The organism is Gilliamella sp. LMG 34359 (assembly GCF_984569085.1).
The window spans coordinates 831,650-847,879 of sequence record NZ_OZ474906.1; the positions used below are offsets into that span (position 1 = coordinate 831,650).

The following is a 16,230-nucleotide window of genomic DNA, read 5'->3' on the forward strand; positions in this document are numbered from 1 at the left end:
AGAGAATGGGTATGAAAATAAAACAATCCTTTTATACTATTACAATGTTAGTATTTTTTTCGTTGTTAAGCGCATGTAATCTTACTTTATCGAAAAGTGCTAATTTTGATGAAACTAAAGATTCAAATTATTATTTGTCGCAAGCTGAAGCTAGCTCAGGAAGTAAAAAAATTGATTGGCAATTATTAACTGTCCGCGCATTGATAAATGAGAATAAACTTTCGCAAGCAAACAGTTTATTATCTCAACTACCGACTAACCTCAGTCCTGAACAGCAAAAAGATCTATTGTTGTCACAAGGCGAAATCGCGATTAGAAAAGGACAGCCATTTAATCTTAATCAGTTATCTGCTGATCAATTAAATGATTCTCAGTCTTATCGTTATTACTTAATAAAATTAGTTTTTGATCGCCAAGCTAGAAATATTGATCAACAAGCGCACGACTATTTATTTTTACAAAAATTTGCCTCAGAGGCACAGCAAAAACAAGTACTAAATAATACTTGGAATTTCTTTAGCAAATTATCTGGCAGTCAAATAAGTAAAATTTCTGCCCGTGAAGATGAAGCAATATTAAAAGGTTGGATTGATTTAAGTTATGTATACCTAAGTAATAATAAAAAAGTAGAGATTCAAGAAGGGGATACGTCTAAAGACGTTAATGCAAGAAATAGTTACCAAGAAAATCAACTAAAAATAGCTATTTTAGATTGGGCATCAAAGTATCCAAATCATCCTGCGCAACAACTAGTTTCAATGTATACAGGTCAACAGACGCTATCGGTTGATAATGTAACTACTAAAAAAGTGGCATTATTATTACCATTAAATGGACCTTCTAAAATATTTGGTAATACCATTCGTCAAGGCTATGTTGAGGCAACTAAATTTTATCCTGAGGAGCCACAACAAAATATCGTCCTCTTAGATACATCAATTTCATCAATGGATAGTTTGCTACAACAAGTGAAAGAACAAAACGTTGATTTAATTGTTGGTCCACTATTGAAAGAAAATGTAGCTAAAATAAAACAGTTGGCACCAGCAATTCCTGTTCTGGCTTTGAACAAAGTTGATGATGGTAGAGTTCCCTCTAATAAGATGTGTTTCTTTACCCTTTCACCTGAAGATGAAGCAAGAGATGCTGCTGAACATATTTTTGCTCAAAATAAACGAAAACCACTCTTAATTGTAACAGAAAATGATTTGGGTCGACGGGTTGCTAAAAACTTTGCTAAGCAATGGGCGCAAATTGCTGGCGGTTCATCACAAGCTTATGTTCAATATGTTGGTAGTGTTGATACTTTAAGAAGTAATATGAATCATAACAGTGGTATAAAATTAACTGGTCGTCCAATCTCTTTTGATGATGGCAGTGCGACAACATCATCAAGTTATACTGGTTTTGACGCGATTTATGTATATGCATCATATGACGAATTAACTTTAATAAAACCACTACTTGATTTGGGTACTAACCAAAGTATTGGTAATGGATCTTCCGCTATCGCGCTTTATTCAAGTTCTAAAAGTCATGTAGGTAGTACTTCTAATGACTTTAATTATGAAATGAATCAAACTGAATATGCGGATATTCCTTTGATTGTTGATTTAACCGAAACACAATCATCAAATATACCAGAAAATATTAAGCAGGATTATTCTTTAACCCGATTATACGCTATGGGTATTGATGCTTGGCGATTAGCGAATCGCTTTAATCAACTTGATTCTTACCAACTTAACCTGTTAGATGGTTTAACCGGTAAATTGTCAACAAGTAGTCAATGTGAAGTCACTCGAGAGCTTTCTTGGCAGCAATATGTTTATGAAACATCTGAAACATCTGAAACCTCTGAATCAACCAAGACAACAGAGGCATCTGAACCGTCTGAACAACAAAGCAAATAGCCAAAAAATTGGCAAGCATTATGAACAAATTGCTTGCCAATTTTTGACTCAGCAAGGTCTTTTGTTAATCGCGCAAAATAGCCAATATCAAATCGGTGAAATTGATCTAATTATGCGAGACAATACCAGCTTAGTGTTTGTTGAAGTTAGGTATCGTAAAAATGCTAATTTTGGTGAAGCTGAGATGACCATATCATCCCAAAAACAGCTCAAAATTAAACAAGCTGCACAACTTTGGATGTTAGAGAACAATTTAAATATTGAAGATACAGATTTTAGGTTTGATGTTTTTGCCATAACCGGAAAAAATCAAAAATGGATAATTAATGCGTTTTAATAGTTAGGTGAAAAACGTGCAAGATTTAATAAAAAATTATTTTACTGAAAGTATTCAAACTCAAATTGTTATGGCGGAATCGCTAGGCTCTGCAATTGAAAAAGCAGCTAATATCATTGTTGGTGGTTTACTAAATGGTAATAAAATTATGGGGTGTGGTAATGGTGCTGCAGCTGCCAATGTGCAAAGCTTTACTTCACGCTTAATTACTAGTGTTGATATTGAAAGGCCAAGTATTCCTGCTATAGCTTTAGTTTCCGACAATGTGTTGTTAAGTGCGATAGCTAATCATGAAGAGGTATATGCACGCCAAATTCAAGCCTTAGGACAACAAGGTGATATTTTGATTGTATCCAGTTGTGAAGGTAATAGTCGTTCAATTATTCGTGCAGTTCAAGAAGCGGTAATTAAAGATATGAAAATAGTGGCACTAACCGCATTTGATGGCGGTGAAGTAATAGGTTTACTTGGGCAGAGTGATATTGAAATTAGAGTTCCATCTTTCAAAAAAGTGGTGGCTTACGAAATGCATGCAATGATTTTAAACTGCTTATGCCAATTAATTGAAAATACATTGTTTATTCATACAGAATAAGTTGAAATAAAAACAGTTTAGTTCTGCATTAATAGCGATTTTTGTGCTATAATTATAAGCTATTTTAAGATTTGAATTAATAAGAGAACTTGGTGTTATGACCGAACTAGCGAAAGAAATAACCCCCGTCAATATTGAAGATGAATTAAAATCCTCTTATCTTGATTATGCAATGTCTGTTATTGTCGGGCGTGCTTTACCTGATGTCCGTGACGGATTAAAACCTGTACATAGACGGGTTTTATTTGCTATGCATGAAGCTGGATACGACTGGAATAAACCTTACCGAAAATCTGCTCGTGTTGTTGGTGATGTCATCGGTAAATATCATCCACATGGTGATTCCGCAGTTTATGACACTATTGTTCGTATGGCTCAACCATTCTCATTACGTTATATGCTTGTTGATGGCCAAGGTAACTTTGGTTCTGTTGACGGCGACTCTGCTGCGGCAATGCGTTATACCGAAATTCGTATGCAAAAATTTGCAGGGGCATTGTTGACGGATTTAGATAAAGAAACAGTAGACTTCTCGCCAAACTATGATGGATCAGAAATGATCCCTGACGTGCTGCCAACGCGTATTCCTAATTTATTAATCAATGGGTCATCTGGTATTGCTGTTGGTATGGCAACCAATATCCCTCCGCATAATTTAGCTGAAGTGATTAATGGTTGTTTGGCATTTATTGAAGATGAGAATATCTCTGTTGATGGCTTAATGGAGTATATCCATGGCCCTGACTTCCCTACTGCGGCCTTAATTAATGGTCGCAAAGGTATCGAAAATGCGTATCGGACTGGCCGTGGTATCATCTACATTCGTTCTAAAGCGACGATTGAAGTTGATGATCATAGTGGTCGTGAAACGATTATTGTTAATGAAATTCCTTATCAAGTTAATAAGAAAAAGCTAATTGAGAAGATTGCTGAGTTAGTTAAAGATAAAAAAATTGAAGGCATTTCAGCGCTACGCGATGAATCAGATAAAGATGGTATGCGTATCGTAATTGAAATTAAACGTGATGCCGTGGGTGAAGTTGTTTTAAATAATCTTTTCTCATTAACTCAACTACAAGTCTCTTTTGGTATTAATATGGTGGCCTTACATAAAGGTCAACCTAAATTATTAAACTTACGAGAAATGATTGAAGCGTTTGTTCTTCACCGTCGTGAAGTGGTAACGCGTCGAACTATTTATGAACTTCGTAAGGCACGTGAGCGAGCGCATGTATTGGAAGGTTTAGCTATCGCATTAGCTAATATCGACCCTGTAATTGAATTAATCCGGGCTGCTGCGACACCTTCTGAAGCTAAAGCAAAATTATTATCGCAAGCTTGGCAGCTTGGTAATGTCGCTGCAATGCTTGAAAAAGCGGGTGATGATGCCGCTCGACCTGAAGATTTAGCACCAGAGTTTGGTATTCGAGATGGTCATTATTATCTTTCCGAAGCTCAAGCTCAAGCTATCTTAGATCTTCGTTTACATCGCTTAACCGGTCTTGAACATGAAAAAATTCTTGATGAATATAAAGAGTTATTAGTTCAAATTAGTGGTTTATTACATATTCTTGCAAGCCCAGAACGATTAATGGAAGTTATTCGTGAAGAACTTGAAGCGGTTCGCGATCAGTTCCAAGATGCAAGAAGAACAGAAATTACCGCAAGTAGCGCGGATATCAATATTGAAGACTTGATTGCTCAGGAAGATGTGGTAGTAACACTTTCTCATCAAGGTTATGTCAAATATCAACCACTCTCTGATTATGAAGCGCAACGTCGAGGTGGTAAAGGCAAATCGGCAACAAAGATTAAAGAGGAAGATTTTGTTGAGAAGCTATTAGTTGCCAATACTCACGATACTATCCTTTGTTTCTCTAGTCGTGGTCGATTATATTGGATGAAAGTGTATCAATTACCAGAAGCCAGTCGAGGTTCTCGTGGTCGTCCAATTATTAACTTATTACCACTTGAGGAAGATGAGCGTATTACCGCAATTTTACCAGTTCGTGAGTTTGATGATGAACATTGTGTATTTATGGCTACAGCTCAAGGTACGGTTAAGAAAACTTCACTAATTGAATTTAGTCGTCCGCGAAGTGGTGGCATTATCGCTATTAATCTGCGCGATGATGATGAGCTTATTGGCGTTGATTTAACCAGTAATGAAACGTCTGATACCGTTGATGATGAAGAACTGAATGATGATGTCGTTGGTGATGAGACTGAAAATGATGAAGAAGTCTCGCAAATCTCTAATACAGAAGACATTATGTTGTTCTCTGCTAATGGTAAAGTTGTTCGATTCCCTGCAAATAAAGTTCGCTGTATGGGACGAACTGCGACAGGGGTTCGAGGTATTAAATTAGAAGGCGATGATAAAGTCGTATCACTTATTGTTCCTCGAGGAAATGGCGCAATCCTAACTGCAACGCAAAATGGTTACGGTAAACGTACCGAACAAGAGTTATATCCAACTAAATCACGGGCTACTAAAGGGGTAATTTCCATTAAAGTGAGTGAGCGCAATGGTGCAGTAGTTGGTGCAGTGCAAGTTGAGGAAACTGACCAAATCATGTTGATTACTGATGCAGGTACTTTAGTTCGTACTCGTGTATCTGAAGTCGGCATTGTCGGTCGAAATACTCAAGGGGTAACCCTGATTCGAACAGCCGAAAACGAAAAAGTTGTCGGATTACAACGAATCGCTGAAACGGAAGATGATGATGAATCGGAATTGTCCCAAGAGGTCAACAGCAGTGATGATTCCGCTCAAGAATCCGAAGAATAATTTTTAATTATAAAAAAGGATTAGTGTGTGTTGCTAATCCTTTTTTGTTTTCGAGAACCGTGAAAAGGAATAGAATTACATGTCTTTCTCAATAAAAAAAATCGTAACTAATCTAGCTTGGCAAATTTTAATTGCCTTGATTTTAGGTATAGTGGCAGGTGCTTTTCTGTACGAACTTGCTGATCCTAATCATGCTTTACATTCATATTACCAATTTTCAATTGTTAATATCTTCCAACCAGCAGGTGATATTTTTATTCGTTTAATTAAGATGATTGTTCTACCAATTATACTTAGTACGCTGACATTAGGTATTGCTGGAATTGGTGGTTCTAAACGTTTAGGGACATTAGGATTTAAAACCATCCTTTATTTCGAAATCATTACAACGATTGCTATTTTATTAGGTCTTTTATGGGGCAATATTTTCGCACCAGGTGCTGGAATTGACTCTTCAAATTTAGCTACCACTGATATTAGTAAATATACTAAAGCTGCCGAAGAGTTAAGCGGTAAACCTCATGGTTTGATTGTCATGATTTTAGATATGATACCTGCCAATATATTTAAAGCGATGACGGATGGTGCCGTGTTACCGGTTATTTTCTTTTGTGTATTTTTTGGTTTAGGTTTAATGTCTTTACCAGATAAGCAACGTGAACCGTTTGTGTTCTTCTTAAAAGTAGTATCAGATACAATGTTTAAAGTGACCAATATGATTATGCGTTATGCGCCAATTGGTGTATTTGCATTAATTACGGTAACTGTTGCTAAATATGGTTTTTCTTCTTTACTACCATTATTAAAATTAATTGTAACTGTCTATTCTGCAATGATCATATTTACCATTGTCGTATTAGGTCTGGTTTGTAAATTGTGTCGATTTAATATTTTTACCTTATTAAAAATATTAAAAGAAGAACTAGTTATTGCGTTTTCAACAGCAAGTTCTGAAACAGCCTTACCGAAGATCATTGAAAAGATGGAAGCTTATGGGGCGCCAAAAGCCATTACAAGTTTTGTTATCCCGACTGGATATTCATTTAATCTTGATGGTTCAACACTATATCAAAGTATTACGGTTATTTTCCTAGCGCAACTGTTTGGAATGGATTTAAGTATCTTAGATCAAATTATTATCGTTATCACGTTGATGATTGCCTCAAAAGGTATCGCCGGTGTGCCAGGTGCTTCAATTTTAGTGTTATCTGCAACACTTGGTAGCGTTGGTATTCCAATTGAAGGTATCGGTTATATTATGGGCGTTGAACGTATTTTAGATATGGGGAGAACGGTGGTTAATGTTGTTGGTAATGCATTAGCTGCGATTGTTATAGCTCGTTGGGAACATATTTTTGATGATAAAAAAGCCAGAGCATATGAACAACAATATTTAAAATAATTCTACGGTTATCTTGTCTTAGCGTATTTTTTCAAATAAAAAACTACCTGTATTTACCGGTAGTTTTTTTATTGATAATTCTCTCATTATTTATTGCGATAATGATTAGAAATATCTTGTCATATCAAATTCAACTCGCTCACCATCAGGACCACTAATAAGAAAGAAGCTTACTTCACAATACTCTCTTTTCTCATAAACCGGCCCTTCATTAATTTCGTAACCGAGTGCTTTTATTTTATTAAGCATTTTGCCAATATCATTTACTTCCAGTGCAAAATGTTCAATACCATTGCGAGATTGAGATAAACTATTATCAATAGAATCTGGTAATTGATAAAGTTCTAAAGTAAGTTTTGGCGAAGTTAAAAACGCTACATGTACTTCGCCATTTTCGCCTTTTTTTGCAAATTTTTCTCTAACACTAAATCCTAAGGTTTGATAGAAAGCTGACGATTCATCAATATCACTAACTTTTAAACCTAAATGAGCAATACCTGTAATTAAATTATTCATATTAGATACCTTTTCTTGAACAATAGTAACCATAAAATGCGACGTAGATAAAACAGCATAATGGGGCGATAAATGCGATTTGCATGTTTCCTTGATTAACATCAGAAATAATCCCCATAATGAGAGGAATAACGGCACCACCAATAATTGACATGACGACAATAGAACCGGCAGTTTGCGTATCTTTACCCATTCCTTTAATGGTTAATCCGAAATTAGTTGGCCATCCAGGCGCCATACAAAAACTAATAGTAGTTAATGTTGCGATAGCGATGATACCCGAGCTCATTATTGCTATTGCTAATAAGAACACCGCTAGCAGAGCAAATATGCTTAATAATTTAGCTGGAGTTATTTTTTTCATTAAAAATGTAGATACCACTTTGCCTAATGCATAGAAAAGTAGCGAGATTAGTAACCAATAAGTCGCATTATGTTCTGACGTGCCGGCTTCCACTTGTTGGACGAAGCGAATAGTAAAACTCCAGACGCCGACTTGCGCACCCACATATAAAAACTGAGAAATGATACCTAAAGTAAAACGAGGAATAGCAAAAAGTCGTTTTAAAGAATGAATTAAATTTTCATTTTCTTGGTTTTCTATCGAACTAGCTTTACATGCAGGAAATTTGACAAAAATAAATAGTAACGCAATTAAAACTAATATTGAACCGATGATTAAATAGGGGGTAACTACCTGTCCAACCATTTGGTGCCTTGCTTCATCTGCCGCTTCTGGTGTCATTTGCAACAATTCAGCATGGCTAGGATCATTTTTTCCAAACACTAATTGTTGCCCAATTAGAACACCTAAGATAACACCTACTGAATTAAAAATTTGTGAGAAATTAATGCGCTGTGTTGAGGTTTCTATTGGTCCTAATAAACTTGAATAGGTATTACAAGATGATTCAAGAAATGACAAACCACAAGCGATAATGCCTAAGCAACCAAGAAATGCATAATAGGTCATTGATGAGGCGGCTGGAATAAATAGAAAACAGCCAGTCGCATATAACATTAAACCAATCACAATCGCTAATTTATATGAGAATTTTTTTATTATCGCGGCTGCTGGTAAGGCGATAAAAAAGTATCCTAAAAAGAATACTGATTGTACTAAAGCGGTTTGGGTATCAGTAAGATCAAACCCTTTTTTAAACTGTGCAATTAGAATATCATTTAAATTAACCGCCATTCCCCAGAGTGCAAATAAACAACAAACTAAAATAAATTTTGCCCATGGTGTTTTGGTTAAATAACTACTACTATCTAAAGTAGATGATTTATTTGTCGTATTCATAATAAAACCTTAATATTCAAAAATAATTAGTCATAATTTATTAATTACCACTAAGTTTGTGCATACGTTCAATTGCCTGTTGGTAGGTCGTCATACAGGCTGCGCCAATATATTCGACACTCACTGCTGCAAAAGCAGAGCTAAATAACGCAGCTTGTTTAATATCTTGTCCATTAGCAATTTGAGCGGCTAGGGCGCCGTTGAAAGCATCTCCAGCACCAGTGGTATCAACAGGATTTGCTGGAAAACAAGGGATCCAAGTTTTAGTTGCCTGATCAGAAAGTAACGAACCTTTTGCTCCCATCGTGATGATGATTTTTTTAACGCCTTTTTGATGTAGATAATCGGCAGCACGCTTGGCACTTTCCTTATCGGTAATTTTTTGCCCAGTAAGAAGATAAGTTTCGGTTTCATTTGGGGTTAACAAGTCAACTTTTGATAATAATTCATCACTTACTGGTTGAAATGGTGCTGGATTTAAAATAGTAAATGCGTTGTTATTTTTGGCGATATTAATAACTTGTTCAATCGCAGCAATGTTGTTTTCAAGTTGGACTAATACCACATCAGCACACTTTATTGCAGGTTCACATTTTTTAATTTCTTCTTCAGTTACAATCATATTGGTACCTGGAGCGACAGAAATCATATTTTCGGCACTTTCTCCTGCAACATAAATTAATGCATTACCCGTAGCTCGTTCATTTGAACTTAATATGGTTACCGCATTAAACCCAACTTCTTTAAGATGACGACGAGCAAAATAACCAAAATCATCTTCACCAATTTTCCCTATATAATGTACGTTTGCTCCTGCTTTCAATGCTGCTGTTGCTTGATTAGCCCCTTTTCCTCCTGCTGAAATCTTACTTGATTTAGCGACGAGTGATTCACCGGGCATAGGAAAACGATCTAAAAATGCTGTTATATCAAGATTAAAAGATCCGAAAACACAAACTTTTCCTTTCATTTAATTGTCCTTTTACTATTTGATAGTTTGGATAGCGTTATTGATATCAACCGTCATTTTTTTCCATGCCTCATCTAAAGAGAGATTTTTTTTAAATAGCCCTGAACTCCCCATAATCAATACTTCAGCTCCAGATGAGAGCAGTTGATAATAAGTATTGGCATTACAAGAACCGTCAACCTCAATGAGAAATTTGTAACTATTACGTTTTTTTAATTCAGCAAGTTTTTTTATTTTTTGTAGCATTTCAGGAATAAATGGTTGTCCAGCATAACCTGGATCCACGGTCATTATGGTGATCTTATCAAGTAGATGAATATATTCTGATATGTACTCAATAGGTGTTGCCGGATTGATGACAACGCCTGCTTTTTTATTTAATTGGTGAATATGATTAATCACCCTAAACGCATTAGTATTAATTGTTTCCGCATGAGGGCAAATAAAATCGGCACCTGCATTTGCCATTTGATCAATAAAATCCGTAGGGTGTTCTACCATCAAATGGACATCGATTGGTATAGATGTGTGAGGTTTTATTTGTTCAATGAAAAAAGCTGAAAGTGTGATATTTTTAACAAAATGGCCATCCATGATATCAACATGCAGAAAGTCAGCATGTTGATTAAAAAATGTTAATTGCTCTTTTATATTAATTAAATCCATACACATCAGTGATGGGGAAATTTTATACTGCATAACTATTCTCCTTATTACTAGAATCATCATTTTTATCTAGTTAAGAAGAGATATTTAATTAAGCTAATACCACCTTAACACTGTGCCAATCCATCTCTTTTTGTAGTAGTTTATCGATAGTTTTATCGGTAATGAGTACATCAATATCGCCTAAGTTACATATTTTGGCGAAGGCGTTTTGATTAAATTTGGTTGAATCCGCTAATACAATGATTTTTCTTGCTGTTAAAATCATCTGTTTCTTCAAATGAGCATGATATTCATTGTTGTCACTTAAACCATTATCAAAATCTAAGCCATCGCAAGAAATAAATAAGGTATCTATAGTAAATTCTGCCAACATTTTTTCGGTTAATGAGCCAACCATATCTTCGTTTTTGGCAAAATAGGCACCACCTAAAACAAAAATTTGAATTTGGCTTTTAGCTGCTAATGTTTGAACAACATTTATTGAATGAGTGATGACAGTCATATCAACATTTGGTAGTTGTCGAGCTAAAAACCAGCAAGAAGAACTACTATCTAAAGCGATACGATCTGCATTATTCACAAACTGTAGTGCTTTTCGAGCGATGCGGGTTTTTACCTCTGTATTAACTAAAATCCGTTGGCGGAAAGAGCGATTATTATTCAATATGGAAGGCACTATAGGTTCACTAGAGAGAGTAGAGGCAAGAACTGCGCCGCCATGGCTGCGACGAATCAAGTCCTTTTCCTCTAAAGCTCTTAAATCTCTACGTAGTGTTTCTTTAGATACGGAACAGAGTTTTGCCATATCATTTACTGTCAAACTAGTGTGTTGACTGAGTAATTGAATGATCATTTGTTGCCGTTCTAGTATTAACATATTATCTCCTTAACTGCCTTGTCATTTTAACTTTGTAAAAATTACTGTTTTGTGTATGGAATCTGTTTTGTTATCTGTTTTGTTTCGTTAATAATAAAATGTGATAAAGGGCACATTTAGCATATTAAATAGTGCAATATTTGCTTAAATTTATCCTTATTATCACCTGAAACAAAAACAATCGGTCAAAATCGGTGGGTAAAATCATCTCTGATTTTGACCGAATTTGACCGAAACTTTTGCGATCAATTAATAGTAGTCTATTTTGAAGTGGAGTGTTGATGAGCTGGAAATATTTTTAGTTAGTAGATAATCAAAGTACTTTTTTATATGGACGGTAGGAGATAATTTATTATAACGATAAAAAAAACCAGCCTATGAAGTGACCCCCAATAGTTGGACAACCAATTACTGGGGGTCTTTTTATGTCAAAATATAGTCGAGATTTAAAAATTATCATAGCTAATGAATTCTTATCAGGAGAATCATCGAAAATTCTTTCAAAAAAATATGCGATATCTTCTCGTCAGATTCGATATTGGTCCCAAGTGGTTGCGATTCATGGTGATAACGCCTTTCAACCAACACCTCATTTACGTCATGCCGAAGCAAGATTACAAGCATTAAAATTAATGTGGACAAATAATTGGTCTCTCGGGCACACTAGTGCTATGCTTAATTTAAGTTCCCCCGGTCTTCTATTTGTTTGGCTTGATAGATATCATAAAAAAGGTTTCCGAGGGCTTGAATATCGTTCCAGAGGAAGACCATGTATGAAGCGAACCCGTATTGAACCCACTCACAGTGATGATGAAAAAACAATTGAAGAATTAAAAGAGGAAATTGCTTATCTACGAGCAGAAATTGCTGTTCTAAAAAAGTTCGAAGAGCTGAAGCAAGCAAAACGACAACAAACAAAGAAAAAACGTTAGTTGTTTTAGCTCTTAAATATCAGTATTCTTTAAAACATTTGCTATCAGCAACAAAACTGGCAAAAAGTGTTTTTTATTATCATGTTAATAGGTTGAAAACCCCGTCTGCTTATGAAAATGAGTTAAAGCGTATAGAATCGATTTACCATGAACATAAAGGGCGTTATGGTTATCGGCGAATTCATTTAGCGTTGATAAATGAAGGCATTAAGCTCAATCATAAAACGGTACAACGCTTAATGGGTCAGCTTAATCTCAAATCGACAGTAAGACCTAAAAAATATCGTTCTTATCGTGGAGAGACAGGTAAAACAGTAGCTAATTATCTTAAAAGAGATTTTGAATCATCGAAACCAAATGAAAAATGGGTAACGGATGTCACAGAATTTAAGGTAAATGAACAGAAAATTTACCTATCGCCCATTATCGATTTATATAATCAAGAAGTAATCGCTTATAAAGTGGCAAAAAATGCACGTTTGACCTTGGTGACAGATATGCTTAAAAAAGGGATATCACGATTAAAACAGTGTGAAAAACCGTTACTACATAGTGACCAAGGCTGGCAATATAGAAATTGCCATTATCAGAAGCTACTAGCTAATAATGGCATCAAACAAAGTATGTCCAGAAAAGGAAATTGTTTAGATAATGCGGTAGCTGAAAACTTTTTTGGTCTATTAAAATCAGAAATGTACCATGGACAATGCATTCAAGATGCAGATGAATTGATTGAAAAAATAGAAGAATATATAGAATACTACAACACCAAACGGATTAAAGCCAAATTAAAAGGCCTGACTCCGGTTGAATTTCGAAATCAGGCCTTACAAGCCGCTTAATAAAAGTGTCCAACTTTATGGGGTCACTTCACTAAGCTGGGTTTTTTATTTATAAGTAAAATTATTTAATTTTAGCTTCTTTATAAACAACATGCTGACGAACAACGGGATCGTATTTTTTGATCTCCATTTTTTCAGGCATGGTTCTTTTGTTTTTGCTAGTGGTATAAAAATGACCGGTACCAGCAGAAGAAACTAATCTAATTTTTTCACGTACACCTTTAGCCATGATATGGTTTCCTTATTAGTACTTTTCACCACGGGCACGAAGTTCAGCTAAAACTGCATCAATACCCTTTTTATCGATAGTACGCATACCTTTAGCTGATACACGTAATTTTACAAAACGTTTTTCACTCTCAATCCAAAAACGGTGAGTTTGAAGGTTTGGTAGAAAACGACGTTTAGTAGCATTCATCGCATGAGAACGATTATTTCCTACTAAAGGACCTTTTCCTGTTACTTGGCATACTCGTGACATGTCAATAATTCTCCGAAATTTCTATGCTTAAGCCTTGGGCGTAATATGTTAATGGAATTAACCTCGTCAGGCTTTTAGTTTGCTGCAGTTCTATTTGAGAAGCAGTCTAACCTCTCACACTACACCCATAATAATGAGGTAGCGAAGTATACGCTTTTAATGGCAATTTCTCAAGCATTATATTAAGTAAGCTTGAAAATAAGTTTTTAATTGAAAAAAGATTAATAAACCTATATTGGTTATTATGGCGAAATAATTATCGCATAATATGGATTGTTTTTGTTCAATATATAATGATTTAATCTTATAATAACAATTTATTAATAGTATAGATTTTATCTATTAGCCTTAATTTTCTTACTTTCAAGGAGATAGTATGAGTCAGTTCACGCCATATAGCATCTATGGCATTATCGGTTATCCTTTAGGGCATAGTATGAGCCCACTTATTCATACTACATCATTTCAAGATTATGGTATTCCAGCCGTACTTGTGCCTTTTCCAACACCTCCTGAAGAGATTGAAACACTTTTTAAGTCAGTTCGATTACTCAATATTCGTGGTTTATGCGTTACCATTCCACACAAACAAGCTATTATTCCTTATTTAGATGAAGTCAGCGAGCATGTTAAAAAAGCCGGTGCTGCTAATTTAGTTTATTGGGATGGTGATAAACTTTGTGGTGATAACACTGATATTATTGGATTTATGCAACCATTAATGCAAAAGAAAGTACCTGCTGAATATAAAAAAGTATTAATACTAGGTGCGGGTGGCGCAGCTCGCGCGGCAGTTGTTGGTTTACATGATCTTGGATATAGCGATATAACGGTAACCGATATTGTCACTGATTTACCAGAAGCATTAGCGAAAGAATTTAATCTTAAAACGGTAGCTTGGGAAGAGAGAGATAAAGTTGAAGCACAAATTATCGTTAACTCAACACCATTAGGTATGCAAGGTAAATTTGAAGAGCAAACGCCTTATGAACAAGCATGGTTCAAAGGTAAAGGTATCGCTTATGATATTGTGTATACCCCATATAACACGAAATTTAGACAAGAAGCTGAAAAAGCCGGTTGGGAGTCGATTTCTGGACGTGAGATGTTTATTGGTCAAGCAAATGCGCAATTTAAAATTTGGACAGGTAAAGATCTTTCCGATAGAGCAAAACAAGCAGTGATTGATGCCTTAGCAGGAAAATAAAAGTTAGCAACATCCATCTTATTAAATTGAGGTGGATGTGTAGTTAATCTTCATACTAAAAAATTTATTAAATCTACTAAAAAGCAGTAAGAGTGAAAAGTAGTAAGTGTGATTGGTAAATTTAAAATGTGATTGAAAAGGAGTATTTAATTTATGACTAATTTAGAATTACAAGCATTTCGCCGTTTTCTAATGCTAAAAATTTCAGAAGCAAGTGAGTATATTGGTAAAACCGATGTGGAAACATGGCGCAATTGGGAAAACGGTACTTTACCTATTCCTGAAAATGTAGCCACAGCGATGAAAGAACTAAAAAATCTACGTAGTGAAAAAATAAAATTGATTATCAATAGCATTAATGACCGTGTTGGTAGCAACACTATTCGTTATTTCATGACATATCAAGAGTTTAAAAAGGTTAATCCTGAACTTGATGTGATCCAATGGCGATTACATCAATCTATTGCTACAGAGCTTTACTTTCGAGGTTTAGAGAAGTTGTGTTGATTTTTAGGCGCAATGCTAAATTATCTTTAAATAACGTTGTGTAAATTGTAACAATATGTTTACAGTATTGCTTAATATTATTCTATGTTAAATCATATGGATAGCATGTAATTAAATCATTCTGTAAAAAAATATTGCAAAAATAAAAATGAATCACTAGCATAGGTAACTTAGATTTAGAGCGGTATATCAAGAAGGACCCAAAATGAAGAAAACAATTTTTTTAGTTGGCGCAAGAGCAGCTGGCAAAACAACCATGGGTAAAATGTTAGCCAATAAGTTATCATTTTCTTTTATTGATACAGATTGTCATTTACTTGAAACTACGCAAAGAACGGTTGCTGAAATTGTTGAAAAAGAGGGGTGGGAAGGTTTTCGTGCTAGAGAAAGCCAAGTCCTTATTGATACAGCTAAGCCGAATCGCGTGATCGCCACTGGCGGTGGTATGGTGTTAGCCGAACAAAATCGACAGTTTATGAAACAAAATGGCATTGTTATTTTTCTATCTGCTCCGGCGGCAACCTTAGCTGCTCGTTTGATGAAAGATCCTAATGTCGCACAACGACCATCATTAACCGGTTTATCCATTTCCGACGAGATGGAAAAAGTGCTTGCTGAGCGTTTACCATTATATCATGATGCTGCGCACCATATTGTCGATGTTGATCAGGACGAAAATATAATTCTCAATCAGATGATTGAAAAACTGCAAAGTCACTAAATTAACTTCGTTCATTTTCTGCCATCAATTATTCATTAAACTATTTCTATAAATTAGTTTTATCTATTTTTATCTTTTTGAATTTTTCAAAAAGTACTTGCTATTGGATAAAAAATAAATAAAAATACAAAAATTGTGAATAAATATTCATTTTGGATGGTAGTGCG

17 protein-coding genes are annotated in these 16,230 nt (G+C 35.1%); 10 read left to right on the top strand and 7 right to left on the bottom strand.

Annotation, left to right across the window (positions count from 1 at the left end; all coding sequences use genetic code 11):
* The first annotated feature begins 11 nt into the window (after nucleotides 1-11).
* The 5 genes from AC5LXV_RS03920 (at nucleotide 12) to gltP (ending at nucleotide 7,038) form a co-directional block, all read left to right on the top strand.
* Entirely contained in the window at nucleotides 12-1,913 is a 1,902-nt protein-coding gene (locus AC5LXV_RS03920) for a penicillin-binding protein activator (RefSeq protein WP_493467424.1), read from the top strand.
* A gap of 7 nt (nucleotides 1,914-1,920) precedes the next feature.
* The gene (locus AC5LXV_RS03925) at nucleotides 1,921-2,250 is read left to right on the top strand and encodes a YraN family protein (protein ID WP_375335001.1); all 330 of its coding nucleotides are present in this window, start codon (nucleotides 1,921-1,923) and stop codon (nucleotides 2,248-2,250) included.
* A gap of 16 nt (nucleotides 2,251-2,266) precedes the next feature.
* Nucleotides 2,267-2,845: an SIS domain-containing protein gene (locus AC5LXV_RS03930; RefSeq protein WP_493467425.1), complete on the top strand. Its 579-nt coding sequence runs from the start codon at nucleotides 2,267-2,269 to the stop codon at nucleotides 2,843-2,845.
* Nucleotides 2,846-2,942: 97 nt separating this feature from the next.
* The gene (gene gyrA, locus AC5LXV_RS03935) at nucleotides 2,943-5,636 is read left to right on the top strand and encodes a DNA topoisomerase (ATP-hydrolyzing) subunit A (protein WP_493467426.1); all 2,694 of its coding nucleotides are present in this window, start codon (nucleotides 2,943-2,945) and stop codon (nucleotides 5,634-5,636) included.
* A gap of 91 nt (nucleotides 5,637-5,727) precedes the next feature.
* On the top strand, nucleotides 5,728-7,038 hold the full coding sequence (gene gltP / locus AC5LXV_RS03940; RefSeq protein WP_110434717.1) for a glutamate/aspartate:proton symporter GltP: 1,311 nt from the start codon (nucleotides 5,728-5,730) through the stop codon (nucleotides 7,036-7,038).
* Nucleotides 7,039-7,143: 105 nt separating this feature from the next.
* Here the strand turns inward: gltP and AC5LXV_RS03945 are convergent, their stop codons facing one another.
* The 5 genes from AC5LXV_RS03945 to AC5LXV_RS03965 are packed head-to-tail and all read right to left on the bottom strand — an operon-like array spanning nucleotide 7,144 to nucleotide 11,373.
* Entirely contained in the window at nucleotides 7,144-7,554 is a 411-nt protein-coding gene (locus AC5LXV_RS03945) for a VOC family protein (protein WP_493467427.1), read from the bottom strand.
* A 1-nt stretch (nucleotide 7,555) separates the two neighbouring features.
* Nucleotides 7,556-8,857 carry an L-fucose:H+ symporter permease gene (gene fucP / locus AC5LXV_RS03950; RefSeq protein ID WP_493467428.1) on the bottom strand — a complete coding sequence of 434 codons (1,302 nt, stop codon included), beginning with the start codon at nucleotides 8,855-8,857 and terminating at the stop codon, nucleotides 7,556-7,558.
* Nucleotides 8,858-8,897: 40 nt separating this feature from the next.
* Complete coding sequence (locus AC5LXV_RS03955) at nucleotides 8,898-9,827, bottom strand: ribokinase (protein WP_493467429.1); 930 nt, start codon at nucleotides 9,825-9,827, stop codon at nucleotides 8,898-8,900.
* 15 nt (nucleotides 9,828-9,842) lie between these two features.
* Nucleotides 9,843-10,526 (bottom strand): D-allulose 6-phosphate 3-epimerase, encoded by a 684-nt coding sequence (gene alsE, locus AC5LXV_RS03960; RefSeq protein WP_493467430.1) that lies wholly within the window; start codon nucleotides 10,524-10,526, stop codon nucleotides 9,843-9,845.
* Nucleotides 10,527-10,584: 58 nt separating this feature from the next.
* A complete protein-coding gene (locus tag AC5LXV_RS03965; protein WP_493467431.1) occupies nucleotides 10,585-11,373 on the bottom strand; it encodes a DeoR/GlpR family DNA-binding transcription regulator in 789 nt (262 codons plus the stop codon).
* Nucleotides 11,374-11,798: 425 nt separating this feature from the next.
* Between AC5LXV_RS03965 and AC5LXV_RS03970 the strand changes: the two genes are divergently transcribed.
* Both AC5LXV_RS03970 and AC5LXV_RS03975 read left to right on the top strand, forming a co-directional pair.
* Nucleotides 11,799-12,305 carry a helix-turn-helix domain-containing protein gene (locus tag AC5LXV_RS03970; protein ID WP_493467432.1) on the top strand — a complete coding sequence of 169 codons (507 nt, stop codon included), beginning with the start codon at nucleotides 11,799-11,801 and terminating at the stop codon, nucleotides 12,303-12,305.
* On the top strand, nucleotides 12,203-13,147 hold the full coding sequence (locus AC5LXV_RS03975; RefSeq protein ID WP_493467965.1) for an IS3 family transposase: 945 nt from the start codon (nucleotides 12,203-12,205) through the stop codon (nucleotides 13,145-13,147). Before AC5LXV_RS03970 ends, AC5LXV_RS03975 begins: the two co-directional genes overlap by 103 nt.
* Nucleotides 13,148-13,208: 61 nt before the next feature.
* Here AC5LXV_RS03975 and rpmG read toward each other — a convergent pair whose 3' ends face one another.
* A complete protein-coding gene (rpmG, locus tag AC5LXV_RS03980) occupies nucleotides 13,209-13,376 on the bottom strand; it encodes a 50S ribosomal protein L33 (RefSeq protein ID WP_034884348.1) in 168 nt (55 codons plus the stop codon).
* A 15-nt stretch (nucleotides 13,377-13,391) separates the two neighbouring features.
* Nucleotides 13,392-13,628, bottom strand: coding sequence for a 50S ribosomal protein L28 (rpmB, locus tag AC5LXV_RS03985; RefSeq protein WP_034884345.1), 237 nt, complete (start codon nucleotides 13,626-13,628; stop codon nucleotides 13,392-13,394).
* Nucleotides 13,629-14,004: 376 nt separating this feature from the next.
* Between rpmB and aroE the strand changes: the two genes are divergently transcribed.
* The 3 genes from aroE (at nucleotide 14,005) to aroL (ending at nucleotide 16,063) form a co-directional block, all read left to right on the top strand.
* Nucleotides 14,005-14,835, top strand: coding sequence for a shikimate dehydrogenase (aroE, locus tag AC5LXV_RS03990; RefSeq protein WP_493467433.1), 831 nt, complete (start codon nucleotides 14,005-14,007; stop codon nucleotides 14,833-14,835).
* Nucleotides 14,836-14,988: 153 nt separating this feature from the next.
* Nucleotides 14,989-15,342, top strand: a complete 354-nt coding sequence (locus tag AC5LXV_RS03995) for an Aca2/YdiL-like domain-containing protein (protein ID WP_110434643.1) — start codon at nucleotides 14,989-14,991, stop codon at nucleotides 15,340-15,342.
* A 205-nt stretch (nucleotides 15,343-15,547) separates the two neighbouring features.
* Nucleotides 15,548-16,063, top strand: a complete 516-nt coding sequence (gene aroL, locus AC5LXV_RS04000; protein WP_034884340.1) for a shikimate kinase AroL — start codon at nucleotides 15,548-15,550, stop codon at nucleotides 16,061-16,063.
* The last annotated feature ends 167 nt before the right edge of the window (nucleotides 16,064-16,230 follow it).

Excerpts from the sequence above, each read along its gene's own strand:
- alsE (WP_493467430.1), bottom strand. The coding sequence starts at position 10,526 with ATGCAGTATAAAATTTCCCCATCACTGATGTGTATGGATTTAATTAAT.
- aroE (WP_493467433.1), top strand. The coding sequence starts at position 14,005 with ATGAGTCAGTTCACGCCATATAGCATCTATGGCATTATCGGTTATCCT.
- AC5LXV_RS03995 (WP_110434643.1), top strand. The coding sequence starts at position 14,989 with ATGACTAATTTAGAATTACAAGCATTTCGCCGTTTTCTAATGCTAAAA.
- AC5LXV_RS03955 (WP_493467429.1), bottom strand. The coding sequence starts at position 9,827 with ATGAAAGGAAAAGTTTGTGTTTTCGGATCTTTTAATCTTGATATAACA.
- AC5LXV_RS03920 (WP_493467424.1), top strand. The coding sequence starts at position 12 with ATGAAAATAAAACAATCCTTTTATACTATTACAATGTTAGTATTTTTT.
- fucP (WP_493467428.1), bottom strand. The coding sequence starts at position 8,857 with ATGAATACGACAAATAAATCATCTACTTTAGATAGTAGTAGTTATTTA.
- rpmB (WP_034884345.1), bottom strand. The coding sequence starts at position 13,628 with ATGTCACGAGTATGCCAAGTAACAGGAAAAGGTCCTTTAGTAGGAAAT.
- AC5LXV_RS03965 (WP_493467431.1), bottom strand. The coding sequence starts at position 11,373 with ATGTTAATACTAGAACGGCAACAAATGATCATTCAATTACTCAGTCAA.
- rpmG (WP_034884348.1), bottom strand. The coding sequence starts at position 13,376 with ATGGCTAAAGGTGTACGTGAAAAAATTAGATTAGTTTCTTCTGCTGGT.
- gyrA (WP_493467426.1), top strand. The coding sequence starts at position 2,943 with ATGACCGAACTAGCGAAAGAAATAACCCCCGTCAATATTGAAGATGAA.
- AC5LXV_RS03970 (WP_493467432.1), top strand. The coding sequence starts at position 11,799 with ATGTCAAAATATAGTCGAGATTTAAAAATTATCATAGCTAATGAATTC.
- AC5LXV_RS03945 (WP_493467427.1), bottom strand. The coding sequence starts at position 7,554 with ATGAATAATTTAATTACAGGTATTGCTCATTTAGGTTTAAAAGTTAGT.
- aroL (WP_034884340.1), top strand. The coding sequence starts at position 15,548 with ATGAAGAAAACAATTTTTTTAGTTGGCGCAAGAGCAGCTGGCAAAACA.